Genomic DNA, 25,604 nt, shown 5'->3' on the forward strand with positions numbered 1-25,604 from the left:
TGTTCAGAAACGGCCCGTTGTGCGTCACCGCATACGGGCCGTTTCCCATTTCACGGTTGCGGCGTGTCTGGCCAAAGGTCGGTCGACAGGTATTTCAGCCCGCTGTCGCACAGAACGATTCCCACGGTGCGTCCCCGCTCTGCCCCCGACAGAAGCTGCGCCGCAGCAGCAAGATTCGCGCCCGAGGAATAACCCGCGAACAGCCCCTCTGTCCTGGCCAGAAGACGGGCGTGATTTCGGGCCTCCTCTCCACTGACGGCGATCATGCCGCAAAGGGGGGTATCCTCCAGATGCGTCAGGTCACGCATGGAATAGCCGCCGCCCTGTATCGGATGGTCCGGTTGATCGGTGCGCCCCCCGGCCAGAGCCTCGGCCCCTTTGGGTTCCACGCCGTAGCACCGCACCCCTTTGGGTGCGAGGTATCGCGCCGTTCCCGCCAATGTGCCACCGGACCCGACAAAATCCGCAAAGACCTCGATCCTGCCGCCGGACTGCTGCCAGAACTCTGGCCCGGTGCCGGTTTCATGCGCTGACGGATTGCCGGGATGGCCGAACTGATCGGCGCGAAAGGCGCCGCGTTCCGTGGTCAGCCGCTGCGCCGCCTCTTCGACCAGCGCCAGGTCAGCACCCGACACCTGCCCGGGCAAGCTGCCGGGCGCCTGATCGATCAGCACCACCTCTGCCCCCAGCGCCGCCATCATGCGCGCCCTCTCGACCGAGTTGCCCCGGCTCATGACCGCGATGAACGGATGCCCCAGAAGACCGCAGACAATCGCAAGCCCCGTCCCCATGTTGCCCGAGGTCAGCTCTACTACCGGCTGTCCCTCTGACAGGCTGCCATCTGTGCGAGCCGCTTCGATGATGGCGCGTGCTGCCCGGTCCTTTTTCGAAAACCCGGGCAGCAGGAAATCCAGCTTGGCAAGGATACGCCCCTCCAGCCCCAGCGCGGCGGTCGCGCGGGACAGATCGACAAGGGGCGTATCGCCGATGGCATCTATGGCGGAACTCAGGATCATGGCGCGAGGCTGCGGCCACGCCCGCGTGCTGTCAACCGCAGACCTGACCCGCCGCCCAGTCCGGCGACAAGGGCGCGATAACAGGGGCTTGTTCGGTGCCCGCAATACAATAGACTTCATCGTCACGGATGCCCCGAGAGGACGGAAGCTGCCATGGAGCCACAGGACCCGCTACCGCTTGACCCCGAAGCGCTCATTGGCATCTGGGAGTTTTTGGTGGCCGAGGGACAGATCCTTTGGCGGCGGGCGATGCGACCGTGGACCCTGTACCAGATCGGCATCATCGCAGGCCTGTTCGTTCTGGCCTGGGGCCTGCGGGCCCTGATTCAGCCCCGCTATTCCGAATGGCTGCGCAGCCGGGAAAACTGGCCCAAGTGGCGTCTTCGGATCGGGCTGATCGTGCAACGCCGATTGCGGATGATCTTTTTCGTGGCGATGATCTGGGTTGCCTACCTTGTCATGCAGGAAATGACATGGGCCCACCGCAGCCTGCTGTTGCGAGTGGTGGCGAACCTGTCTACCGCATGGCTGTTCATCGCCTTTGCGACCCGCCTGATCGCCAACCGGGCCATCGGGGTCGTGGTGCGCTACGGCGCGTGGACATGGGCCACGCTGTCGATCCTCGGCTGGACCGACGAGACGCAAATCTCGCTGGAATCCATTGCGATCACGATGGGCGATACTCGCCTGTCCCTGTGGCTGATCATAAAGGCCGTGGTGGTCATGGCGACGCTTCTGGCGCTGGCGCGCCTGACGGCGGGCGCCTCTGCCGCGTCGATCCAACGCAACACCGACATCAGCCCCTCGATGCAGGTTCTGGCGGTCAAAGTGCTGCAGATGGTGCTGTTCGGCTCTGCCTTTTTCATCGCGCTGAAATCGGTGGGCGTGGACCTGACCGGGCTTGCGGTGCTGTCCGGCGCCATTGGCGTGGGCCTTGGGTTTGGTCTGCAAAAGGTGGTGTCGAACCTCGTTTCAGGCATCATCATCCTGCTCGACAAATCGATCAAGCCGGGAGACGTGATCAGCCTTGGCGACACCTTTGGCTGGATCGAGTCGCTGGGCGCGCGCTATGTCAGCGTGGTCACGCGGAACGGCATGGAATTCCTGATCCCGAATGAGGATCTGATCACCGGACAGGTGGTGAACTGGTCTCACTCCAACGACTTTGTGCGGCTGGATATCCATTTCGGCACCTCGTACCACGACGACCCGCATGAGGTGCGCCGCATCGCCATCGCGGCGGCAAAGGGCGTCACCCGGGTGCTCAGCCACAAGCCGCCGGTTTGCCACATCACCGGATTCGGCGATTCATCGGTGGATTACATCCTGCGCTTCTGGATCACCGACCCAACCGGCGGCCTGACCAATATCCGCGGCAACGTCTTCCTTGCGCTCTGGGATGCGTTCCAGGAGCACGGCATTTCCATCCCCTTCCCGCAACGCGAGGTGCGGGTTTTAAAGGACGCGGATCAAGCGGCGCAGGCCCCCCTGTCGGGTATCGACTGACATTCCGGCGGCGCGGTCCTAGTCTCAGCCGACCGGCTCGCCGATCAGCATCTGCGGCTGCGTGTCGGTGAAATTTGGTATGTCTTCCAACAGCGGACCGGCCTTTTCCATCGCCGCCCCCATCGCCGCCTTGTCGGCAAAGACAAAACTTGCGATGGCGTGATATCCCGGCGGCGTGTCCGGCCCACCGGCCAGCCCCCTGGTCACAAGCTGGCTGGAAATATGCGCGCCCCAGGCGCTGGCCACCATCGGCATATGGGTCGCCGCGTAATAGTCGTGGTCGAAATGAGTGCCTTCGGTGGCCGGATAGATCACCTGAACCGTGACGGGCATGAAACTCTCCTCTCCTGTCGCAGATCGCTTTTACCACAAAGCCCGCGCCGTTACGTCTCAATTTGCAAACCCCGGTTTGCTGCTGACAAAATCATGCTGCATGTGCATAGTCGCCAGCGATCATAGGAGGGGACCATGAACCAAGATATCGTCATCCTGAGCGGCGCCCGGACCGCCATCGGCACCTTCGGCGGCAGCCTTGCGGGCACTCCACCGATCGACCTTGCCACTGCAGCCAGCAAGGCCGCGCTGGAACGTGGCGGGGTCGAGGGCGGCCAGATCGGCCATGTGGTCTTTGGCCATGTCATCAACACCGAACCGCGCGACATGTACCTCAGCCGCGTCGCGGCGATGCAGGCGGGCATTCCGGACAGCACCCCGGCGATGAACGTCAACCGGCTCTGTGGTTCCGGTGCGCAGGCGGTGGTGTCCGCGGTGCAATCTCTGATGCTGGGCGATGCGGATTTCGCGCTGGCCGGCGGGGCCGAGGCCATGTCACGCTCGCCCTTCGCGATCACCGATCAGCGCTGGGGCGCCAAGATGGGCGATATCAAGACGCTGGACATGATGCTGGGCGCGTTGAACTGCCCCTTTGGCACCGGCCACATGGGTGTCACGGCGGAAAACGTCGCCGCAGAGCATGACATCAGCCGCGAGGCGCAGGACGCCTTTGCGCTGGAAAGCCAGAACCGCGCCGCTGCGGCCATCACAGAGGGCCGTTTTGCCGAGCAGATCACGCCGGTTCAGATCCGGGTCAAGCGCGACATGGTGGAATTCGCCATCGATGAGCACCCCAAGGCCACAACGGCAGAGGCGCTGGCCGGTCTGCGCACCGTGTTCCAGAAGGACGGCTCGGTGACGGCAGGCAACGCCTCTGGCATCAACGACGGCGCGGCGGCGGTTGTGCTGGCCCGTGGCGAGGCGGCGGACAAGGCTGGGTTGAAACCGCGCGCCCGCGTGCTGGGCTACGCCCACGCCGGTGTCCGCCCCGAGGTCATGGGCATCGGGCCGGTCCCGGCGGTAGAGAACCTGCTGAAGCGCACTGGCCTGTCTGTGGATGATTTCGACGTGATCGAATCGAACGAGGCCTTCGCCGCGCAGGCCCTTGCGGTGAACAAGGGGCTGGGGCTGGACCCCGCAAAGGTGAACCCGAACGGCGGCGCAATCGCACTGGGCCACCCGGTGGGCGCCACCGGCGCGATCCTCGTGGTCAAGGCGCTTTATGAACTGGAGCGCATCGGCGGGTCCAAGGCGCTGATCACCATGTGCATCGGTGGCGGTCAGGGCATCGCACTGGCCATCAAGCGGGTCTGAGACATCAAGACCCCGGTCCTGTCGGGCCGGGGCCACTATAGGCGGGGTTCACCCCCCGCATTCCCATCCTTAGGCCACTTCATGCGCCAACGCGCATTGCTTCCAGAGCACGGTCAGCGCCGTGACCAATTGGTCAATATCAGCGTCCGTATGCAGCGGCCCCGGGGTAAACCGCAGCCGCTCCGTGCCCTTGGGCACGGTCGGATAATTGATCGGCTGGACGTAGATCCCGTAGTCACGCATCAAGATATCGGCCAACATCCGGCATTTTACCGGGTCCTTGATCATCACCGGCACGATGTGGCTGGCGTTGTCCAGATGCGGAATACCCCGCTTGTCCAGTTCCGCGCGCAGCCGGGCGACCTGTCGCCGCTGCTGCTGTCGCTCCACATCCGACAATTTGAGATGCGCAACAGAACATTGTGCTGCGGCCGCCACGGCAGGCGGCAATGCGGTGGTGAAAATGAACCCTGACGCAAAGCTGCGGATGAAATCGCAAAGCGCGGCAGAGCCGGTGACATAGCCGCCCATGCAACCATAGGCCTTACCCAGCGTGCCCTCTATCAGGGTAATCCGATGCGCCAGACCACGTTCCTCGGAAATGCCACCCCCGCGCGCGCCGTAAAGGCCGACGGCGTGAACCTCATCCAGATAGGTCATAGCCCCGTGCTTTTCGGCCACCTCGACGATCTCTTCCATCGGGCAGATGTCGCCGTCCATCGAATAGACCGATTCAAAGGCAACGATCTTGGGCGCATTGGCCGGCAGCGCCGCCAACCTGCGGTCCAGGTCCTCGGGGTCGTTGTGACGCCAGATCACCTTTTTTGCGTGCGAATGGCGGATGCCTTCGATCATGCTGGCGTGGTTCTTCTCATCGGACAGGATCACGCAGTCCGGCAAACGCGCGCCCAGCGTCGACAGCGCCGCCCAGTTCGACACATAGCCAGAGGTGAAAAGCAGCGCCGCTTCCTTGCCATGCAGATCGGCCAGTTCCGCCTCCAGCTCCACGTGATGGCGGGCATTGCCGGAAATGTTGCGCGTGCCCCCCGCGCCGGTGCCACAGCTGTCCACGACCTCTTTCATCCGGGCGCACACCTCTGCGTTCTGCCCCATGCCAAGGTAGTCGTTGGAACACCAGACGGTGACCCGCTCCGGCGCCTCCCGGTCATGGCTGCGCGCGCGCGGAAAATCCGAACAGTCGCGTTCCAGCTCGGCGAAGATGCGATAATTGCCCTCGTTCCGGAGCGTATCGAGTTGCGCGGTGAACATGGCGTCAAAATCCATGGAGATCCTCCGGGGTCGCGGGCGCGGGCAGGATCCAGCGCAGCGCGTTGATGTTGGGCGGCGGCAGCATCAGGCGCTGGCCGTTCAGGGCAAATTCGGGAAGGGACAGGACCAGCGTCAGCGCGGCCAGCAGGCAGATCAGCCCGGCGGTCAGAAAGCGCGGTACCGGCAGGAAGCGTGCAATAATGAATGTCCTGCGAACTGCAATCAATGATCCTGATCCCTTGACGAATATCCGGACGGCAACACACCCGCCCGGTCAATAATCTGAATACTACTGGCCCCAAGCTTACCGGCCCGCCCTGGCGGGACACAGTCGGGTTTTCCACCGCTGCGCTGATCCCCGTCGAAACATGCTGGCCTTACCGGTCTGCGGTCTTTAAGACCCTGCGCCAAACCTGACGGCAAAGATGTACCGATGACCACGATGATCCCCGCATGGGTGGACGGCACCCTGCAGCCGGTGGAAAAACTGGACGCGCATCTGCGCGGTCTGCGTCACAAGGCCGTGTCGGTCTTTGTCACGCGCGGCGACGAAATCCTGATCCAGCGGCGCGCCCTTGGAAAATACCACACGCCGGGGCTCTGGGCGAACACCTGCTGCACCCATCCCGACTGGGACGAACCGGCAGAGGCCTGCGCCCTGCGGCGGCTTGAACAGGAACTGGGGATCACCGGCCTGACACCGCGCCACATGGGGCAGGTGGAATATCGGGCAGACGTCGGCGGCGGCATGATCGAACATGAGGTGGTGGAGATTTTCCGCGCCAAGGCGGAGCCCGACATGCCCCTGGCCCCCAACCCGGATGAGGTCATGGACACGCGCTGGATCCCCCGCGCCCAGCTGGAGGCCGAGGTCATCGCTGATCCGGACCGCTTCACGCCTTGGCTGCGGATCTACCTCGCAGATCACGCCGGTATCGTCTTTGCCGACTCGTCAGAGGGCTGAAACACCCCCTTCTTTGGGTTTTCAAATACCTTGGGGGTCCGGGGGCAAAGCCCCCGGCGGGTCGCCGCGCACCGCGCGGCGAAACCCCTGTCACTTGGTCCAGATCGCCGCGTAACGGGCTTTGCCACCGGCCTCGTAGCCGGAAATGTCGATCAGCCGATAGCCCTGCCCGGCCCATTTGCTGAACTCGGCCTGATACTGAGAGGAGGACATGTTGTGCCGCGCCACCCATGCGCCTCCACCTGTCTTTTCCCAGATCGCAGCGAAATAGGGTGTGCCGTTCACCGTGTATCCATCCACATGCACCGGGCGATACCCCTTGGCCTTGTAGCTGTCGAAGGTCTGCTGGTATCCGGCGCTGGTCATGCCATGATGCGCGGCCCATGCCCCGCCCCCCTGCTTTTTCCAGATCGCCGCATAGCGCGCCTGACCGTTGACCGCATAGCCGGATACATCGGTGATGCGGTAACCCTGCGCCGTCCATTTGTTGAACTCGGCCTGGTAGCCCTGCGAGGTCATGCCATGCCGCGCCACCCAGGCGCCGCCGGATTTGTCCCAGAACCCGGCAAATAGACCAGAGTTCCAGCTCATCGCGTCGATGAATTGCGGCGCATAGCCCTTTGACGTCAGGGTATCGAATGCCTGCTGATAGGCAGGCGCTTTCAGCCCGTGCCGGGCCACCCAGGCCTTGCCGCCTTTCTTCTGCCAGATGGCCGCGTAATAGCCCGTGCCCGAAACGCTGTAGGCATCCACATCCACAAGGCGGTAGCCCTGCGCGTTGTAGCTATCGAACCACTGCTGGTATTGCGCCGAGGACATGCCGTGGCGCGACACCCATTGCTGAGCCTCGGCGGCGGTCGAAGCCGTCAGGGCCAGGATCCCGGCAAAAGCTGCGGCAGTGAAACGCTTGAAAGCAGGAAATGTCATTTTCTCTATCCTTTGGTCGACGGGCTTTGCGCCCGGTTGAAAAAGCTTGAGACGAAACACCGTGTCTCGGGGGGCAACTTGGCCAACCCCGCGCCCTGTCAGGCAATGACCAATCATGGCCCTGACAGCCTGCGAGACCGGCTATCGGAAAACGCGCCCGGACTGGCCTGTGCGACAGGGCAGGCAATACGGAGCAGGCGGCCTCAGTTCCCGTTCTGCGAAAAGTGCTGATAATCCTTCAGCGAGGACCAATCCCCGCCCCAGCCCCAGCCACGTTTCTTGAAGGCGGTCACAACCGCGTCGCCCGCGGTGATGACACCTTTGACCTGCGGTTTGCGTTCTTTCCGCTCATCGAAATCCACCCCCGCCGAAGGCGAGGTGCGCCCGCCGTTCACATAGGGGTTCTGCACCGGATTGATGTCGATGGCGCGGCCCAGCGCGTGCTGCGACAGGCGGCTGCTTCCGGCCACCACGCGGCAGTTGAAAGCGCTGGTGTTGTTGGCAGCCATCGAAAACCCGTCATCGCCGCGGAACTGATGCACCAGCTTCATGCTCTGGATCGGAAACCCGGCGGCGTGGATGTCGGCAAAGATGTCCAGCATCTCTCCCGCCACCTTTCTGTCGACGATCAATTGCCCGGTCCGCGTCTTGCCGTTGAAATCGATGAAGGGCACGCGCAACAACCGCAGGTCTTCACGCTTGGGGCACGGCAGGTTGGCGTGCCAGCTGACCCCCTGCATCTTGGTCCAGATGCCGTCCGGGATCGGCCCTTCGGTTCCTCGTTTGCCCGCGGCATGAGAGGCGCTGGCAGCAATAGCGGCGCAGAGCGCGCCCGCGAGTATCCGTTTCCACATTGTCGATCGCTCCGGATTGGGTCGGGTCATTGCAGGAAACCCTGACGCGGCCAGCGCTGCAAGTCAGGCAATCCTGACGTCACTCTAGGAAATGACGGCTGACATATCCCGTGGTCCCGTCCTGACCGACCACCTGATACCACAGCATGTTCGCGGCGATGCAGGACTTGGCGGAATCGACGAAATTGGGATCGCCGGGGCTCTGCTCCAGCCCGTTGCACATCCGTTCGCAGAAGGCGGCATCGTTGTTGCCGCGCAGGGGCAGCAGATTGCCGGGATCGGGCACCTGCACGGTTGCGGCCCGTTGCAGCTGGCCGACGATGGGGGCGCGCAGACCGGGGGCGGACCGCAGGTTGACGAAATTGTTGACGTTCACGACCTGCGCCGAGGTTCGGGACAGGCGGCAGGAATTGAATGCCGTCACCGCACCGCCCCCCGCGGCGGGGTTGCGGACCGCGCGGAAAAAGCCATCCGCATGCGCAGTATCGCCCTTGCGCCAGACCGGCAGGCTGTTGATGGGCGTTTCCTTGGGGTAGAGCATGTAGGGAAAGACGCTGCCGCTGATGTCCTGATCCGTCGCCCCCCCGGTATAAAAGGCCGCGCCGATGTAATTGGTGGGCTCGCCGTCCCCGAAGCCGGTCTTGCCATAGAGACGCAATTCGCAGCGGGCGGAGCCTTCGTAGCGGAATTCGCGGGTGCTGAGGGCGTAGAGAGAGTCTGCGGTGATCTCTTCGAAGGTGAACTCCAGCGGCCCGCCCCCGTAGTCCAGCCCGTAGTCCTGCAGCCCGGAATCGACGTGCCAGCAGGCGTTTGTCAGCGCGTCGCGCGCGTTTCCGGACGGAAAGGCAACCGGCGCGATGGCCACTTCCCAGCGCGCCGCTTTGCCGACCGTGTCCACATAGGTCATCTGGAACGGCGGCGTGCCCAAGAGGTCAAGGAAGAGGGAGTCGGGGATCGAGGTTCCGGCCTCGGCGCGGTGGCGCAGGATTTCGGCCATGCTGTCCAGCGCGATGGCATAGGCCTTGTCGACCTCGTCGCGGGTATAGGCCCGTTCACCCAGTTGCAGCGAGGGCGCGTGAAAGCCGAGCTGGCCCAGGGGGTGCAGGACGCGGTCGGGGGAAAAGGCGCCGCCGGCTTCGGGGTTGCCATAGCGGCCCGCCATGAAGAGCACGGCGCAGGCGCTTTCGCAGGTGGCCCCGGCGGGGATGGCGGTGCCGACGCGCCATTCGGCGATCAGGTTGGCCATGGCGATGCCTTCGAGAAGGAAACCGCCCGGGGAGTTCAGGCAGATGCGGCGGCCGACGGGGGTGTATTCATTGGTGTAGCCGATCTCTTCGAGGACGGCGCGGAGGGTCTCGGCGTCGCCTTGGCGGATGGGGCCCTGGACGGAGATGCGGCAGCCCATGGTTTCGTCCACGGCGCGGGTGATATTGGCGGCCCCGGCGATCTGGGGCGCGAGGAAAAGGGCAAGGAAAAGCGCCGCAAAGGCGGTTCGAAAAAGAAAGGTCATATCGCGTCCCGTGCTGAAAAAGCTGGCGTGAGGCTAGCACGGGCGGGGCAATGGACAAAGCTCCATCGAAAAGGGTGTCCACGCGTGGACAGGTTAGGGGGAATGCCAGATCAATGGGTTACAGGGCCGTTTTTACCATTCCTTAGGATCTGGCCACCAAACGGAGGCCCCGGATCACTCTCCCAGGTACTTGCGGCTGATGAAGCCGGCGGTGTTCGCCCCGTCGCGAATTTCGTACCAGAAGACGTTGTCCGAGATGCAGCGATCCACGCGCGCGCGCAGGTCGGCGTCGTCAGAGCCGAGTGCCAGATCGTTGCAGGCCTTGAGGCAGCTTTGCGCCCGGTCGCCGCCTTCGGGGGCGCGCAGGTCCTGCGTGGCGATGACCCGCACACGTTCGCCCAGCGGCACCTGTCGCAGCACTTCGGCCTCGAACCCCGGGCCTGCGCGCAGGTTGACGTATTCGTTGACGTTGACGATGCGCGCCTCGGGGCTGGTCAGCCAGCAGGACAGAAAATCGACCGAGGAGAGTTCACTGCGGGCCGCCGCACGGATGGCCTGAAAAAAGGCGTCTTCGCCGGTTTCGGCAGCGGTCGAGGCGACGGGCAGATGGTCGATGCCCAGACGCGGGTCGTGGAACATGTAGGCGTAGACCTCTCGCCCGGTGTCTTCGGGCGTGTTGACGCCGGTGATGGTCAGATAGCCGATCCGGTCCAGCGGCTCTCCGCGCGCGTCGAGGTCGATCCGGCAGCCCGATGTGGAGCGGTCGCGGAACCCCTCTTTCGTCGAGACCTGTGCCGAGCTGTCGCCCAGATTTCCGTAGTTGAACGGCAGGTTTGCCGATCCGTAGAGATAGCTGTCGGAGGGCAGTTCATCCAGCATCCCGCCATCGGCATTGAGGCAGGCAAAGCGCATCGATTCCTCGATATCGGCGGCGGTGAGCGAGACGGGTGCCACCTCTATCTGCCAGCGCGCGGCCTGTTCCACGGTCTCGACATAGGTCATGTCGTTGACGGGTGTGTTGAGGATGGTCAGGAACAGCGAATCCGGGATGCCCGCGCCGTTTTTCGACCGCAGGCGCAGGATTTCCCCCATGCTGGACAGGGCCGAGGAATAGGCGCGGTTGACCTCATCCTTTTGATAGCTGCGGTCCTCGACCAGCAGCGGCGGCGCGTGAAAGCCAAGACGCCCGCGTGGATGCAGGATGCGGTCAGGGACAAAGCCTGCGTCCGCACCGGAGGGCGCGTATCGACCGGCCAGAAACATCAGCGCGCAGGCGCTTTCGCAGGTGGCCGCGTCAGGAACGGCGGTGCCCATGAAGCGCGCGGCGATCATGTCGCCCATGTGCACGGATTCCGCCAGATCGCCGCCTGTGCTGTTGAGACAGACCCGCCGACCGACACGCGATGGCGTTTCCGGCGTCGGTTCCGGCACTTCGGCCAGCAGAGCGGCAAGGCTGTCCGCGTCCCCGGCGGAAATGGGCCCGTCGATGCGGATCAGGCACCCCATGCCCTGCCCGTCCGACGCGCCGATGGTGGCGGCCTGCGCCATGCCCGCCGTTACAGTCAGACACGCGACCCACGTCAGCCGTTTGAGCACCTTCACCAAGCCTGTCCCCTGTCTGCACGATCCTTGGGCGAATCGTAGCACGGGACCGGAAATTTGGGAGCGGGGATTTGCCGGTGATTCGCAACCGGCGAGCCCTTGCCGAAGCTATGCTGTCAGCGCAGTTCGATGGACACCCGGCCAGAGGCACCCTGCGCGTCGATCACCGACAGGGTGGTAAAGCCCGGCCCGGTGAGCGGGGCAAGGAATTCCGGGCGGCGCAATCCGGTGGCGACCACATCGCCATCGGCCAGCAGCGTGTAGGGCGGCACGCCGCCGCGCAGCTTTATCGGGATGCCATCGGGGGTGATGGCCAGCCGCGCGCCTTCGGGTGGAAAGGTCAGTTGCAGGGCGGGCACATCCGCGCGCGGTCCAAAGCTTTGCAGGCTTTCAGGCAGCTGTGCGCGGCTGACCAGCAGGGTTTCCGGTGGCGGCGCGGGCAGCGGAACGGGGCGCGCCTCTGCCCGGCCCAGCGCCTCGAACAACAGGGGTGCGGCAAGGTCCCCGCCAAAGGCGCCGGGGACGGGCGTGCCATCGGGCCGCCCGATCCAGACGCCTGCCACATGCTGCCCGGTCCAGCCCAGCGCCCATGCATCGCGGTGGCCGTAGGAGGTGCCGGTCTTGTAGGCGACGCGCCCCGGCGGCCCGGCAGAGGGCGGCGGCGTCAGGCCGGACAGGACATTGCCCACCATCCACGCGCTGGCGGGGCTGAGGATGCGGTGGGTGCGGGCCGCGCCATTGTCGTCGCGGCCCATAAGCCATTGCAGGGGGATCGGGTCGCCGCCGCGGGCAAGGGCGCCGTAGACCTGCACCATCTCCTCCAGCGTCAGGCCGACCCCGCCCAGCGCCAGCGCAAGGCCAGGCACGCCGCCCTGAATGCCGGGTTTGACGCCCGCCGATTGCAGCGCGGCCATCAGGTGCGCGGGGCCAAGCGCCTCTGTCAGGCGGATGACAGGGATGTTGAGCGAGAGTTGCAGCGCGCGGCGCACGGTGATTTCGCCCCGGTACTGGCCGTCGAAATTCTGCGGCGCGTAGGTGCCGAACTGCACCGGCGTATCAAGGATCAGGGTTTCGGGATGCGCAAGGCCGCGGTCAAAGGCAAGGCCGTAGACGATGGGTTTCAGCGTCGATCCCGGCGAGCGTTGCGCCCGCGTCATATCGACGAAGCCCTGCCCGGCGGTGTTGGTGTAATCGGGCGAGCCGACCGAGGCGAGGATTTCGCCGGTCTGGTGATCGGCCAGCACCACGGCGACCGACAGCCGTTTGTCGCGCCCGTTCATGTAGCGCGCGGCCAGCCGTTCAAGGCTGCGCTGCAGGTCACGGTCCAGCGTCAGGTCATGCCGTCCGGGGCCAAGCGCCACGGCGCGGTCGGACATATGTGGGGCGATCTGCGGCATCGGCTGACGGCCCAGCGGCGCCGGGTCCAGCTGATCGGTATGGGCGGCCTGCATCGGGATCACCCCGGCGTCGGCCATGCGCTGCAGCACGCGGTTGCGGGCGATGCGCGCGGGTTCGGGATAGCGGTCGGGGCGGCGGCTTTCGGGGGCCTGGGGCAGCGCGACCAGCAGCGCGGCCTCTGCCGGGGTCAGGCGGGCGGGTTCCTTGCCCAGCCAGATCAGCGAGGCGGCGCGCAGCCCCTCGACGTTGCCGCCATAGGGGGCGAGCCGCAGGTAGAGCCCGAGGATCTGCTGCTTGGTCAGTTGCCGTTCCAGCGCCAGCGCCAGCCGCATCTGCCGCAGCTTGCCGCGCCACTGGCCGGTGGTGCCGTCCTCCAGCAGGCGGGCGACCTGCATGGTCAGCGTCGAGGAGCCGGAGACGATATGGCCATAGCGCACCGCCTGCGCCAGCGCGCGCAGGGTGGCGATGACGTCGACGCCGGGGTGGCTGTGGAAACGCTTGTCCTCGTAGGCGATCAGCATGTCGAAGAACAGCGGATCGACCTGATCGAGCGAAAGCTCCATCCGCCAGATGCCGTCCTCGATCGTGTAGGCGCGCAGCAGGTGGCCGTTGCGGTCGCGCACCTCGGGCGAGGTGGCATGCACGAGGACGGGAATTTCGGTGGCGTCGATGAAGATGTCGAACCTGTCGCGTGCAAAGGCGGCGGACCACAGGACCACCACCAGAAGCAACAGCCGTTTCATGGCACGACCGCCTCCCACAGACCGGGGTAGGAGGTGACAAAGCCGCGCGCATCCACCGCCAGATGGGTTTCGAACCCGGTTTCCTGCGCGGCGTAGCGGACCAGCCCGCCGCGTTCGCGGGTGTAGGTCTGCGTCAGCGGGGTGATCTGGGGACCGGGAAAGCGCAGCCAGGCGGCGGTGGTTTCCAGCCGCCCGACCTCTGGCACGCGGTTCAGCGGCATGAGGTTGCTGGCGGGGGTAAAGCTGAGGTCGATATCCTCGGCCTCGGCCAGATCGGGGCGCGGTTCGCCGTTGACGGTCCAGCCGTCGTCGCCGCGCGTCAGTTTCATCGCAACGGCACCGCCGCCGTGTTCGCCGGTCACATCCGCAGAGGTGGTGCGCCAGTCGTCATCGGTGCGGATGACGTAATCCAGCGCGGCCCAGCCCGTGGCGTCGCGGAACCGCGCGTGTCCAACCAGCATCCAGCCGTGATCGAGACGGGCAAGGCGGCACTTGTCCTCGCCGTCCCGGTCAAGCGCGCGCCAGTGGATCGTTCCCAGTGTTTCTCCTGTCATGGCAGGATCGTAACACTGCCCGAAGCTGTCGTCGCGCGGTATTCCGCGCGGTACATATCCTCAACCAGCGCGGCGGGGTGGTGGAACGCCCCGGGAGAGACCGCGCGCACCACATAGGCCAGCCGGATCGGCTTTTCGTTGCGCTGATCGACGGCGGCAAGGAACCGGTCCGAGCGGAATTCGCTGTGTTCGGCATCCGCCGTTTTCAGCCAGTCCAGCGCCCGCACATCGCCAGAGCGCAGCAGGCTGGGATTGTCGATCTCGAACCCGGCGGGCAGCGCGTCGTCGATCATCAGCCGGGCGCGGGTCTTTTCGGCGGGCTGCACGGTCAGCACCGTCACCAGACGATCCCCGGCGCGGATTTCCCCCACCGGTTCGCCGTCCAGCGTGTAATAGGCACGTTCGATGCTGTAGCCATAGCCGGTCTGTTCGGTCGGACCAGAGAGCTTGCCCAGTGTGGTCAGGGTGATGTCGGTCGGCTGGTCAGAGGTGTTGGTCAGCGTGACCGGCTGCAGGTCCTGTGCCTCTATCCGGCGGACAAAGGGACCGGCCAGCGGCTGCCCATCCAGCGCGAGGCCGGAAACCGTCGGATCCTGCACCATGGCGTGCGCCGCCAACAGCGCCCATGCCTGTTCCTGCGTCGACAGGGGCCGGTCAACCGAGGATATGCGCGTGGTCAGCGCGTTGCGGTCAACCCGGTCAGAGCGCGCCTCGACCGCCAGCGACAACAGGCCCGCCGCATCGCGCAGCGCGGTGCCGTAATCGGCGCGGTAGGTCTGATTGCGTCCGGGTTTGATCTTGGCCAGCCGGTCGGCGGCCCGGCCAAACATGGCGTCGGCGCGCGGTTGGTCGCCGTAGCTGGCCAAGGCCGCGCCCAGTTGCGCCAGCGCCAGCGGTGTGGCGAACGCCTCTGCCTGTTCGTCGGCATAGTAGCGCAAGTCGCCCATGGCGGCCTCACCCTCACGCGCCAGCACCATCAGCGCATAGGCAATGTCTTCGCCTCCGTTGTCGAAATCGGGCGCATAGGCGATCCGGTTCTTGAGGTTGTCGAGCGCATTGCGCCACGCGACTTCCGGCACCTCATGCCCCGCGGATTTGGCCCGGCTGAGGAAGTCGGTCACATAGGCGTCCAGCCAGAAATCGCCCGAATAGGCGCCCCAGAGGCCAAAGGCCCCGTTCGACGCCTGACGGGTCAGGATGCGGGTGATGGACTGATCAATGCGCAGGGCGATGCGCTCCTTGTTGCCAAGGCCCAACTGCTCTGTGATCGAGGACATGTAGAGCAGCGGCAGCGCCTGCGAGGTCACCTGTTCGGTGCAGCCATAGGGGTAACGGTCGAGCGAGGCCAAGAGGCCGGGCGCATCGAAGCGCGCCAGCGGACCGGCGGAGATCAGCGCCGAGGCGCTGGCGGGCCGCAGATTGGCAAAGACCTCTGTATCGAGGGTAAAGGTCTGGCCGGCGGCCAGCTGAAAGCGGCGCGTCTGACCCACATCCGGGTCATTGGCGCGCACGCCAAGGGTCAGTTCCTTGGTCAGGCGCTGGCCATCGGGCGTGGTCAGGGCGATCCTGATCTTGTGATCGCCCAAGGCACCGGCGGTCATCGGCAGGGTCAGCGCCTGCTTGCCGTCCTTTTCCAGCGTCAGCGCCGCGGGCACATCGGCCATATCAAGGGTCAGACCCTCTGTGGTGATCTCCAGCGGCATCTCACCACCCGCGCCCTTGGCATGGGTGAATTCCAGCAGCAGGCGGCTTTGATCGCCGGGGGCAAGGAAGCGCGGAAGGGCTGCCGAGATCACAACCGGATCGCGCACTAGCACGTCCTGTTCCGCCGAGCCGACGCCGGAGGGCGTCCAGGCCATGGCCATCAGGCGCACGGTGCCATTGAAATCGGGAATGTCAAAGGTGACTTCGGCGCTACCATCGGCCCCCACGGGCACAAGGCCAGAGAAGAAGGCGACGGTGGCCTCTGTCGGCGGCGGGCTTTGCGTCCGCGCGCCAGCCGCGCCGTCGCCGCCAGAGCGGATGGTGCCCATCGCGCCGTTCATACCGTCGATCAGGCGACCATAGATGTCGCGGATTTCCACGCCCAGACGACGCTGGCCAAAGTAATAGCCCGCCGGATCCGGAGTATCGAAGCCGGTCATGTTGAGGATGCCCAGATCGACGGCGGCGACGGTGACATAGGCGGTTTCGCCCTCGGCCAGATTGTCGATCTTCAGCCCGGCGGTCAGCGGGCCGCGCGGGGCGGATTCCCGGAGGCTGTCAAAGCTGACGTTCAGCTTTTTGTCGCCGGGATCGACGGCGGCATGGGTCAGGCCCAGCGCGCGCGCCGGGGTCTGCCCGGCGGTCACATCCATCGGGCGGATGACCTGCGCGGTGACGTAGACGCCCGCGCCCCAATCCTCTGTCACCGGCAGGGTGATGGTGTTTTCGCCTTCTGCGACCTCGACCGCCTGCATAGCGATGACACGGTCGGCCAGAACGGTGATCAGCGCCTTGCCCGCGTAACGGGGCACCATGCGCAGGGTCGCGGTTTCGCCCGGCTGATAGGCCGGTTTGTCCAGCGACATTTCCAGCATATCGGGCGCTTCGGAGGCGTCTGCGGGCGCGTACCAGCCCGCCGAGAAGGCCATGGAGGAGGCAAGATAGGCGCCGTCCTTGCGTTCGACGACAACCTCATAGCTGCCCCAGTCGACCTCTGCCTCTATTTGCAGGGGGTCGATGCCCAGCGTGCCCTCTCCCTTGGCGACGGTTTCGCGGGTTGTGATCGGCTCCCAGTACCAGCTGCCGTAGTTCTGATACCATTGATAGCGGGTGCGGACGCGGTTGACCTGCCAGGTCACCTCCATGTCCTGGGCCTTGAGGTCGGGGCCGACGGCCATCACCTGAAAGCGCGCGGTCGCGCCTTCGGCGAATTCCTCTGCGGCGGGTTTGATGCCGATCATCGGTGTGGGCGAGGCGACGGGACGGGTGATGCTGCGTTCGACCGGACGTCCCGAGGATTCGGACAGGCGCAGGGTGGCGCGGGCCTGCATCGGGCGGCCGTTGGCGTCGATTTCCGCCAGCGGCAGGGTCAGCGCGGCCTTGCCGGTCTCATCGGTGCGCAGGTCGGCGTCAAAGCTGCGGACGCGCGAATCCGCCCCGTCATCGTGGCGGCCAAAGCGGTAGCCGGGGAAGGCGTCGATGCGGGTCATGGTGGTCAGCTGCACCTCACCCTCGATCGCCAGATCCGCACCGGGCGCGCCAAAGAGATAGCGCGCATCGACGCTCAGCAGCGGCGGCGAGAGCGGGTTGATCGGGCCGGCGGGCAGGCCAAGGGTGAAATCGATCCGTTCGGGCACGAAATCCTCAACCAGCACGGTCTGCGAGGTGAGCGCCGCGCCTTTGGGATCGGCAAAGACGGCGATGCGCCATGTGCCGCGCGGAACCGAAGGGGCCAGCGGCAGGGTGTAGACATGGCCGCCCGCCTCTCCGCCGTCCGAGATATGGCGCGAATGTTCGACACCATCGGGGCGGGTCAGCACGGCGGTCAGGGGCACGTCGCTGACCGATTGCGCCTGCGGATCGCGCAGGAGGGCGGTCACATGGATATCCTCCCCGGCGCGATAGATGCCGCGGTCGGTGGCGATGAAGGCATCCAGCGGCCCTGCGGGCGCGCGGCCCGCAACGCCCCGGTCAGCAAGGTCAAAAGCCGGGTCGGTGAGCGAGAGAAAGGCCAGATCCTCTTCTCCGCGCTTGGCCATGACCAGCGCCGGAGCAGAGCCGCCGTCGCCGCGCAACAGGCCGGGCGCAAAGCGCGCGATGCCCTGCGCGTCGGTGGTGACGGTGTCCAGAACGCGGTTGGCGGAGGCCAGGAGCGACACTTCCAGCCCCGCCATCGCGGTGGCGTCGCCAAGGTCGCGGGCAAAGACGGTCAGCCCGTCGTCACCCTGCATGGTGGTCAGGCCGATGTCGGACAGGATGAACCATTGCGTCGCGCGGCGGTCATTGCCCTTTTTCGGGTCCGGCACGGCGGCGGTCAGCGCGTAGACCCCGGCGGGCAGATCGCCCAGAACCTCTCCCATCGGCAGGCGGGTGGTCATATCGGCATTCAGCCGGTTCTCGACCATGCCGGTGCCGGTCCAGATCTCCTCGGCGATGTCGCGGGCGAAATATTCCTCATCGTAGCGGCCCAACGGGCGGCCGAAATAGTTGTCCTGAATGGAGCGGATCAGGTTGCGGTCCGACACCCGGCGCAGCACCAGATCGATTTCATCGAGGTTCACCGTCTCGATCGGCAGGCCCGCATCGGCGGTGCGCGGCAGCACGTAGGCACGGCCCGGAAAGCTGAGCGTCGGGGTGCGATCGCGCACGTAGGCTGTGATCGGCACGTCCCGCACCAGTTTCTCACCCGATTGCGCGGGCAGGCCCGAGCGGAAGGTGATCGTGTAGCGCCCGCCGTGTTCGACACCGGTCACGCAGATACGCTGATCGTCCTGCACCACGGCCAGACGCTGATCCGGCAGCTTGACGTAGGTGGAGTAATCCTGCCCGGCGCGGATCAGCGGCTCATTGAAGCTGGCGCAGATGCGGGGGCTGGCGGTGTCGGCCTCGACCACGTGATCGTCGACCCGAAAGCCGTATTTGCCGATGGCGTCATCCAGCAGTTGGGTGATGTCGGCGCGGGTGCCAAGGCTTTCGGCCAGCCGCAGCGCCGGGATCATCTGCCGCCCGCGCCCGTCGGTTTCCAGTGCCAGCGCAAGTTCATGCAGGGCAGTGATGCGCAGCGCATCCTCCTCTGCGCGCAGGTAGGCGTTGATGAAGGCCAGCAGCGCGCGGCCTTCATACTTGCGCTTGTCCGCGCCCTGCACGGTTTCGGTGTAGTTCACCGACCATTCGCCGTATTGCATCCACAGCGCCGGATCGTCGGTCTGGGCCAGCGCCGCGCCGGTCCAGTGGATGGCGTCGCGCAGGTTGTTCGTATCGTGCGCCTCTGTCGCGGCGTCCAGCAGGGCGGTCACGGTCCATTGCCCGCCACCATGGCGCACGGCAAGGTCCAGCGCTTCCTTGTGGGCGCGGGTCAGATCGGACTCGCGCAGGAAATCGAGATCGTCGCGGCGGGTGTTGGCCAGCGCCAGCGCCTCTGCTTCGACGTCGATCACCCGGCCCGATGTTGCGCCTTCGTAATCCGCCCGGTCGCTGACGGCGGATTTGGGAAAACAGGCATTGGAGCGGCTGTTGAAGGTAAAGGCCATGCAGTCCGGCGTGGTCAGGCAGACCCGCTGACAGGCATCCAGCGTCGTATCGAAGAGGTTTTGCAGATCCGTCCCGACGTAATCAATGTCCCGGGTGACCACGAAACGTCTGTCTGGAATGGCATCCTGAGCTTGAGCTGCGGACACCCCGACAAGGGCCAATACAAGGCCCATAGCAAAACGACGCATCAAAAGCTCCTTTCAGATCAATACCTCCAGAGTGCCATGCGCATGGAGACAAAACAACGATTCGGCAGGTCCGGGATACCTGACCCCAACGCAGTCTTGCCGAGGGAAACTTAAACATTTGTTCACCTTGGGCGGGCATGACTCGAAGCGTCCCGAAGGGAGGTAACCGCATGACCCTGGCCGATCGCCTGGCAGAGGAACGCCGCGCACGTCTGGCCGCGGAACGGCTATTGGAACAGAAGCAGGCAGAGCTGCACGAGGCCAACAGGCAGCTGGGCCGCCACGCTCTGCAACTGCGCAACGAGATTCAGGAGACCCGGACAGAGGTCAAGGTCGTCCGGGACGAGAACCAGCGCGTCATGCACCAGCTGGGCGAAGCCACGCAAAAGATCGAGGTGGTGACCGAACAGCTGTGGAGCGCGCTTGAGACGATCCGCGACGGCTTTGCCATGTATGACGAAGACTTTCGGATGGAGCTGGCCAATCCCGCCTATCTGCAGGTCTTCGAGGGGCTGGAAAGCATCGCCCCCGGCGTTCCGTTCAGCCATGTGCTGGAGGTCATGGCGGGCGAGGGGATCGTCGATCTGCAGGGGGAACCCAAGGACGTCTGGATCGACCGGATGCTGAACCGCTGGCATCAGGACCCGATCCCGAACGAAACCCTGCGTCTGTGGAACAACCGCTTTGTCAAACTGCGTGACCGGCGGCTGCCGGATGGCGGCATCGTCAGTCTGGGCGTGGATATCACCGACCTGATGCGCATGTGGGCCGCGGTCGAGGAAATGCCCGACGGTTTTGTCATGTATGACGCCGATGACCGGCTGGTGATGTGCAACAAGCAGTACCGGAATATCTACGCCACCAGCGCGCCGGCCATGGTCCCGGGCACAACCTTTGAAAAGATCCTGCGCTTTGGGCTGGACCGGGGTCAGTATGTCGAGGCAGCCGGCCGTGAAGAAGACTGGCTGGAAGAACGGCTGGACGCCCATCGCAAGACCGACACCGAACTGGAGCAGCAACTGGCCAGCGGACGCTGGCTGCGGGTCTACGAACGGCAAACCCGCGATGGCGGCCGCGTCGGGCTGCGGGTGGACATCACCCAGATCAAGGAAGACCAGAAGCGTCTGAAAGAAGCGACCAACCGCGCCGAGGCCGCCAACCGTGCCAAATCCGCCTTCCTTGCCAACATGAGCCACGAAATCCGCACACCCATGAACGGGGTCGTGGGGATGGCCGATCTGTTGATGGATTCCGACCTGTCAGAGGAACAACAGCTTTACGCCGATACGATCCGCAGTTCCGGTGAGGCGCTGCTGGTGATCATCAACGACATCCTCGACTATTCCAAGATCGAGGCCGAAAAGCTGCAGCTGCATCCCGAACCCTTTGACCTTGAACGCGCGGTGCACGAGGTGGTCATGCTGTTGCAGCCCACCGCGCGCGACAAGGACATCGCGCTGCTGCTGGACTATGACATGTTCCTGCCCACGCGGTTCATCGGCGACGCGGGCCGCGTGCGGCAAATCCTGACCAACCTGTTGGGCAACGCGGTCAAATTCACCGTGCAGGGCCATGTGCTGGTGCGGGTGGTCGGGGTGCCGGACCCGGATGCGAATTCGGCGATTCACATCACGATCGAGGACACCGGCATCGGCATCCCGGCGGACAAGGTCGACCACATCTTTGGTGAATTCAACCAGGTCGAGGATGAGCGCAACCGCAAGTTCGAGGGCACCGGTCTGGGTCTTGCGATCACCCGGCGGCTGGTCGAACTGATGGGCGGAGAGGTCTGGGTCGAAAGTGAAGAGGGCAAGGGCAGCTGTTTCGGCATGCGCATCCTTTTGCCGACAGAGGAACCCGTGGTGTTCGAGACCGCGAACCTGCCGCCCTATCTCAAGCGCGTGCTTGTCGTCGACGATCACGGGGTGAACCGCGAAATCCTGTCGAAACAGCTGGCGATCCTTGGACTGGAAACCCAGTTCTGCAAGACCGGGGCAGAGGCGATCGACAACATGAAGATCCGGCCCGATTTGCTGTTGCTGGAACACGATCTGCCCGACATGTCGGGTGAGGAACTGGCCGCGCATGTCTGCCAGCAGGGAAAGAACATCCCGGTGATCCTGATGGCCGACACCCCGACACAGGTGACGCAGACGCCCGGGGTCGAGGTGGCGGCGGTGCTGCAAAAGCCGGTCGCCCGCCGCGCGCTGTTCTCGGCGCTGGAAAAGATCGGCGAGGCGCAGCATCCCACTCAGGAGGATGCGACGGGCTCTGTCCCGGACAAGGCCCCGCCGACGGGCGATGCGCCGCTGGACGTGCTGGTGGCCGAGGACAACAAGACCAATCAACTGGTCATTCGCAAGATGGCCAAGAGTTTCAACGTGGCGCTGCGTTTTGCCAACAACGGGCTGGAGGCGGTGGCCGAATACCGCAAGAAGGTGCCGGACCTGATCCTGATGGATATCTCGATGCCGCAGATGGATGGCAAGCAGGCCACGCGAGAGATCCGCACGCTTGAAGGGGACGGCCCGAAAGTGCCGATCATCGCGGTCACCGCCCATGCCATGTCGGGCGACCGCGAAGCCATCCTTGAGGCAGGTCTGACCGATTACCTGACCAAACCCCTGCGCAAGGCGGCGCTGGGTGACATGATCGAGCTTTACTCCCCAAGGCCAGTGGAGGCGCGGGCCGCCGGTTAGGCCGACAGCGCCTGCGCTTCGGCGGGCCGCAGGAACACCGGGCGGTCCGGTTCGGACATGTCGTGCTGATAGCGATAGCCGCCAAGGTCGAAGTCCCGCAGCCCCTCCGGATCGGTCAGGCGGCGCTGGATGATGTAGCGCGCCATGGCCCCGCGCGCCCGCTTGGCGAAGAAGCTGACGATCTTGGGGCCGCCCGGCTTGTCCTCCATGAACTGCGGAGTGATGACGCGCAGCTTCAGCGCCTTCAGTGGCACCGCGCCGAAATATTCCTGGCTGGCGCAGTTCACCAGCACCCCGGTGTCCAGCTTTTCGGCCTTTGCGTTCAGTGCCTTGGCGATCTGGTCACGCCAGTAGTCATACAGGTTTGCCCCGCGCCGCGTTTTCAGCCGAGAGCCCATTTCCAGCCGGTAGGCCTGAATGCCGTCGCGCGGGCGCAGCAGACCGTAAAGCCCGGAGAGGATGCGCAGGTGATCCTGCGCCCAGTCCATTTCATCGGCGTCCAGCGAGCCTGCCTCCAGCCCGATGTAAGTGTCCCCGGCAAAGGCCAGCGCGGCGGGGCGCAGGTCCTCTGGCCCCGGCGTATCGGTGAAGGCGCGGAACCGGTCGCGGTTCAGCCGCGCCAGATCGTCGGAGAGGTCCATCAGCCCCTTGAGATCGCGCAGCGTCAGGTTCCGGGCCGTGCGGGCCAGACTTTGCGCATCTGTCTCGAACTCGGGCGCGGTCATCGCGGTCCCGTGGTCGGTCCAGTCCAGCCGCTTGGCCGGCGAAATCACAACGAGCATGGTCAGCCCCCTCTGCCTTGATCCCTTCCGATGTGTGGACTTAGGTCAGCCTGCCGCCGCGGTCCAGCCACAACAGCCCCAAAGACAGGGCGAATTGCCCGCACAGGACCCTATTCCGCCGCGTCCTGAAACACCCGGTAAAAGGCCGCGCCGAACCTTTCAGCCCGCTTTTCCCCAAGAACGCGGCCAATGTCCTCTTCACAGGACGGGCGCGTTTCGGTCAGCTTGGCCAACAGGGAGGCCGAGCAACTCAGCGGTTTCTCGGTGCCATCCGGGCCGCGCATCAACTCTGCCTGCACCGCCATCAGCGCATCGTAAAGCGCCCCGGTGCCGGAGGCGGCCAGCTTGCGGCGGCGCGGGTGCATTTCTTCGGCCTCGCCGTTCAGCACCTCGAGAAAGGTTTTGCCATAGCTTTCCAGCTTCTTGGCCCCGATGCCGGATATGCGCGCCATTTCGTCCAGCGAGCGCGGCCGCACCTCGGCCATTTCGATCAGCGTCTTGTCGTTGAAGATCATGTAGGGCGGTACCCGCGCCTCGCGCGCCAGCGCGGTGCGCTGCGCCTTGAGGGCCGAAAACATCGGCGCGTGTTCCTCGCTGACCAGCGCCTTGACCGCCGGTCGCCGCTCTGCCGCTTGTGCGACCACGTCGCGGCGCAGTTGAATGGAGTCCTCACCGCGCAGGATCGGGCGGGCGCGGTCGGTCATGACCAATGCGCCATGCCGTTCCGCATCCGGGCGCATCAGGTCATGGCCCATCATCTGACGGAACACCGCCTGCCATTGCCCGCGCTTCAGATCCTTGCCCACGCCGAAGGTGGGCAGGCTGTCATGGCCGCGCTGGCGGATCTTGTCGGTTTCCAAACCCAGCAGAATGTCGATCAGGTGCCCGGCGCCAAAGCTTTCGCCAGTGCGCAGCGCGGCGGACAGCGCCTTGCGCACCGCCTCTGTCCCGTCGAAGAGCTCTGGCGGGCTATCGCAGAGATCGCAGTTTCCGCAAGGCTCAGCCTCTTCGCCGAAATAGCCCAGCAGGGTCTGTCGCCGGCATACCTGCGCCTCTGCCAAACCCAGAAGCGCGTTCAGCCGCCCGTGATCGGCGGCGCGGCGTTCGGGCGGGGCAAGGCCCTCATCGATCTGGCTGCGGCGCAGGCGAATATCCTCTGGTCCGTACAGGGTCAGCGTCTCTGCCGGGGCGCCGTCCCGGCCCCCGCGACCGATTTCCTGATAATAGGCCTCGATCGACTTGGGCAGGTCCGCGTGGGCGACCCAGCGGATGTCGGGTTTGTCCACGCCCATGCCAAAGGCCACGGTGGCGACGACGATCAGCCCGTCTTCGGTGGCAAAGCGTTCCTCGACATGGCGGCGGTCATCCGCCTCCATCCCGCCGTGATAGTGGCAGGCGGAATGCCCGTCTTCGCGCAGGGCGCGGGCGATGCCCTCTGTCTTGGCCCGGGTGCCGCAGTAGACGATGCCCGATTGCCCCTGCCGCGCCTTGGCAAAGCGCAGGATCTGGGCGCGCGGGCCGTCCTTGGGTGAAAAGGCAAGGTGGATGTTTGGCCGGTCAAAGCCCCGCAGAAAGGTGCGCGGCGGGTGATCGTCGAACAGCCGCGTGACCATTTCCTGACGGGTTTCGACGTCCGCCGTGGCGGTGAAGGCGGCCAGCGGCACATCCAGCGCGCGGCGCAATTCGCCGATGCGCAGGTAATCGGGGCGGAAATCATGGCCCCATTGGCTGACGCAATGCGCCTCATCCACGGCGATCAGGGAGACCCCAGCCTGCGACAGCATCCGCTGCGTGCCCGCATTGGCCAGCCGTTCGGGCGCGAGGTACAGCAGTTTCAGCGCACCCGCGTGCAGCATGTCCCAGACGGCGTCAGTCTCTTCGGGGGTGTTGCCCGAGGTCAGCGCGCCTGCGGCAACACCCGCCTCGCGTAACCCGCGGACCTGATCGCGCATCAGGGCGATCAGCGGCGAAATCACCACTGTCACCCCGTCGCGCATCAGCGCAGGCAGTTGGAAACACAGGGATTTGCCGCCGCCCGTGGGCATGATGGCCAGCACGTTTTCACCGGCCGCGACGGCGTCGACAATCTCTCCCTGACCGGGACGGAACGCCCCGAATCCAAAGATATCCTGAAGAAGCGCCTCGGCGGTCCCGGTGTCGCGCGGCATGAAGTGACCTGTCGGATTTTGCGTGATCTGCTCTTAGCCCGACAGTCTCATACTAAGATTCGGTGAATCAAGCCCCGGAGACGCAAAATCTGCCCCTGAGACCGCTGTGCCGCGCCCCGTCTGCGCAACGTCACCGTGGTTCAGAAGCTGTAGAAGAACGCCGCGTTGTTCGCGAGGATGATCTGCAGCGCGTAGACCGCGATCAGCGCGATCAGCGGCGCAAGGTCCAGCCCGCCCATCGGCGGCAGGATGCGCCGGATGCGCGAGTAGAGCGGTTCCAGCAGGCGGTTCAGCCCGTCCCAGATCTGCGCAACGATGGGCTGGCGCAGGTTGAGGATCTGGAAGTTGATCAGCCAGCTCATGATCACATGGGCGACGATCACGAAGACCACGATGCTCAGGATCATGTTCAGGATCTGAAAAAGCGATGCCATTCCCGGGCCTCTCCTTTGCGTTTGCTGGGTCAGACCTAAGCGCAGAAGGCGTCAAGGACAAGTGTGCCGCGAGGTCGTGATTGACGCGGGTTGCTGCAGCGCGGCATC

18 protein-coding genes are annotated in these 25,604 nt (G+C 65.1%); 4 read left to right on the forward strand and 14 right to left on the reverse strand.

The genetic code is table 11. The annotated features are described in order from the left end of the window. Nucleotides 1-50: 50 nt before the first annotated feature. Nucleotides 51-1,016 (reverse strand): PLP-dependent cysteine synthase family protein, encoded by a 966-nt coding sequence (locus ACTXGA_RS19305; protein ID WP_443396247.1) that lies wholly within the window; start codon nucleotides 1,014-1,016, stop codon nucleotides 51-53. A 153-nt stretch (nucleotides 1,017-1,169) separates the two neighbouring features. On the opposite strand from ACTXGA_RS19305, the gene ACTXGA_RS19310 reads away from it, so the two are divergent. Then, a complete protein-coding gene (locus tag ACTXGA_RS19310) occupies nucleotides 1,170-2,522 on the forward strand; it encodes a mechanosensitive ion channel family protein (protein WP_443396248.1) in 1,353 nt (450 codons plus the stop codon). Nucleotides 2,523-2,546: 24 nt separating this feature from the next. On the opposite strand, the gene ACTXGA_RS19315 is transcribed toward ACTXGA_RS19310, so the two are convergent. Beyond that, entirely contained in the window at nucleotides 2,547-2,855 is a 309-nt protein-coding gene (locus tag ACTXGA_RS19315; protein ID WP_443396249.1) for an EthD family reductase, read from the reverse strand. A 135-nt stretch (nucleotides 2,856-2,990) separates the two neighbouring features. On the opposite strand from ACTXGA_RS19315, the gene ACTXGA_RS19320 reads away from it, so the two are divergent. Beyond that, complete coding sequence (locus tag ACTXGA_RS19320) at nucleotides 2,991-4,169, forward strand: acetyl-CoA C-acyltransferase family protein (protein WP_443396250.1); 1,179 nt, start codon at nucleotides 2,991-2,993, stop codon at nucleotides 4,167-4,169. 69 nt (nucleotides 4,170-4,238) lie between these two features. On the opposite strand, the gene hemA is transcribed toward ACTXGA_RS19320, so the two are convergent. Both hemA and ACTXGA_RS19330 read right to left on the reverse strand, forming a co-directional pair. Further along, entirely contained in the window at nucleotides 4,239-5,453 is a 1,215-nt protein-coding gene (gene hemA / locus ACTXGA_RS19325) for a 5-aminolevulinate synthase (protein ID WP_443396251.1), read from the reverse strand. Further along, nucleotides 5,443-5,664, reverse strand: coding sequence for a hypothetical protein (locus tag ACTXGA_RS19330; RefSeq protein WP_443396252.1), 222 nt, complete (start codon nucleotides 5,662-5,664; stop codon nucleotides 5,443-5,445). Before ACTXGA_RS19330 ends, hemA begins: the two co-directional genes overlap by 11 nt. A 207-nt stretch (nucleotides 5,665-5,871) precedes the next feature. Here ACTXGA_RS19330 and idi point away from each other — a divergent pair, with 207 nt between their 5' ends. Further along, complete coding sequence (gene idi / locus ACTXGA_RS19335; protein WP_443396253.1) at nucleotides 5,872-6,402, forward strand: isopentenyl-diphosphate Delta-isomerase; 531 nt, start codon at nucleotides 5,872-5,874, stop codon at nucleotides 6,400-6,402. Between the two features lie 90 nt (nucleotides 6,403-6,492). On the opposite strand, the gene ACTXGA_RS19340 is transcribed toward idi, so the two are convergent. The 7 genes from ACTXGA_RS19340 to ACTXGA_RS19370 all read right to left on the reverse strand — a co-directional run bounded on the left by ACTXGA_RS19340 (nucleotide 6,493) and on the right by ACTXGA_RS19370 (nucleotide 19,413). Continuing rightward, nucleotides 6,493-7,329 carry a hypothetical protein gene (locus ACTXGA_RS19340; protein WP_443396254.1) on the reverse strand — a complete coding sequence of 279 codons (837 nt, stop codon included), beginning with the start codon at nucleotides 7,327-7,329 and terminating at the stop codon, nucleotides 6,493-6,495. 203 nt (nucleotides 7,330-7,532) lie between these two features. Continuing rightward, nucleotides 7,533-8,183, reverse strand: a complete 651-nt coding sequence (locus tag ACTXGA_RS19345; RefSeq protein ID WP_443396255.1) for a M15 family metallopeptidase — start codon at nucleotides 8,181-8,183, stop codon at nucleotides 7,533-7,535. 79 nt (nucleotides 8,184-8,262) lie between these two features. Then, nucleotides 8,263-9,693: an SH3 domain-containing protein gene (locus ACTXGA_RS19350; RefSeq protein WP_443396256.1), complete on the reverse strand. Its 1,431-nt coding sequence runs from the start codon at nucleotides 9,691-9,693 to the stop codon at nucleotides 8,263-8,265. A gap of 174 nt (nucleotides 9,694-9,867) precedes the next feature. Then, nucleotides 9,868-11,298, reverse strand: a complete 1,431-nt coding sequence (locus tag ACTXGA_RS19355; RefSeq protein WP_443396257.1) for a hypothetical protein — start codon at nucleotides 11,296-11,298, stop codon at nucleotides 9,868-9,870. Between the two features lie 113 nt (nucleotides 11,299-11,411). Next, nucleotides 11,412-13,436: a penicillin-binding protein 1C gene (gene pbpC, locus ACTXGA_RS19360; RefSeq protein WP_443396258.1), complete on the reverse strand. Its 2,025-nt coding sequence runs from the start codon at nucleotides 13,434-13,436 to the stop codon at nucleotides 11,412-11,414. After that, nucleotides 13,433-13,990 carry a putative glycolipid-binding domain-containing protein gene (locus ACTXGA_RS19365; protein WP_443396259.1) on the reverse strand — a complete coding sequence of 186 codons (558 nt, stop codon included), beginning with the start codon at nucleotides 13,988-13,990 and terminating at the stop codon, nucleotides 13,433-13,435. The genes pbpC and ACTXGA_RS19365 overlap by 4 nt, the downstream gene beginning before the upstream one ends. Next, the gene (locus ACTXGA_RS19370) at nucleotides 13,987-19,413 is read right to left on the reverse strand and encodes an alpha-2-macroglobulin family protein (RefSeq protein ID WP_443396260.1); all 5,427 of its coding nucleotides are present in this window, start codon (nucleotides 19,411-19,413) and stop codon (nucleotides 13,987-13,989) included. The genes ACTXGA_RS19365 and ACTXGA_RS19370 overlap by 4 nt, the downstream gene beginning before the upstream one ends. Before the next feature lie 170 nt (nucleotides 19,414-19,583). Between ACTXGA_RS19370 and ACTXGA_RS19375 the strand changes: the two genes are divergently transcribed. Next, nucleotides 19,584-22,112, forward strand: a complete 2,529-nt coding sequence (locus ACTXGA_RS19375; RefSeq protein WP_443396261.1) for a response regulator — start codon at nucleotides 19,584-19,586, stop codon at nucleotides 22,110-22,112. Here the strand turns inward: ACTXGA_RS19375 and yaaA are convergent. The 3 genes from yaaA to ACTXGA_RS19390 all read right to left on the reverse strand — a co-directional run bounded on the left by yaaA (nucleotide 22,109) and on the right by ACTXGA_RS19390 (nucleotide 25,496). Beyond that, nucleotides 22,109-22,894: a peroxide stress protein YaaA gene (gene yaaA, locus ACTXGA_RS19380; RefSeq protein ID WP_443396262.1), complete on the reverse strand. Its 786-nt coding sequence runs from the start codon at nucleotides 22,892-22,894 to the stop codon at nucleotides 22,109-22,111. The two genes, ACTXGA_RS19375 and yaaA, sit on opposite strands and share 4 nt — an antisense overlap. Nucleotides 22,895-23,004: 110 nt before the next feature. Further along, on the reverse strand, nucleotides 23,005-25,062 hold the full coding sequence (gene recQ, locus ACTXGA_RS19385) for a DNA helicase RecQ (RefSeq protein WP_443396263.1): 2,058 nt from the start codon (nucleotides 25,060-25,062) through the stop codon (nucleotides 23,005-23,007). 140 nt (nucleotides 25,063-25,202) lie between these two features. Next, nucleotides 25,203-25,496: a YggT family protein gene (locus tag ACTXGA_RS19390; RefSeq protein ID WP_443396264.1), complete on the reverse strand. Its 294-nt coding sequence runs from the start codon at nucleotides 25,494-25,496 to the stop codon at nucleotides 25,203-25,205. Between the last annotated feature and the right edge of the window lie 108 nt (nucleotides 25,497-25,604).

The organism is Antarctobacter jejuensis (assembly GCF_052266595.1).
GTDB lineage: Bacteria > Pseudomonadota > Alphaproteobacteria > Rhodobacterales > Rhodobacteraceae > Antarctobacter > Antarctobacter jejuensis.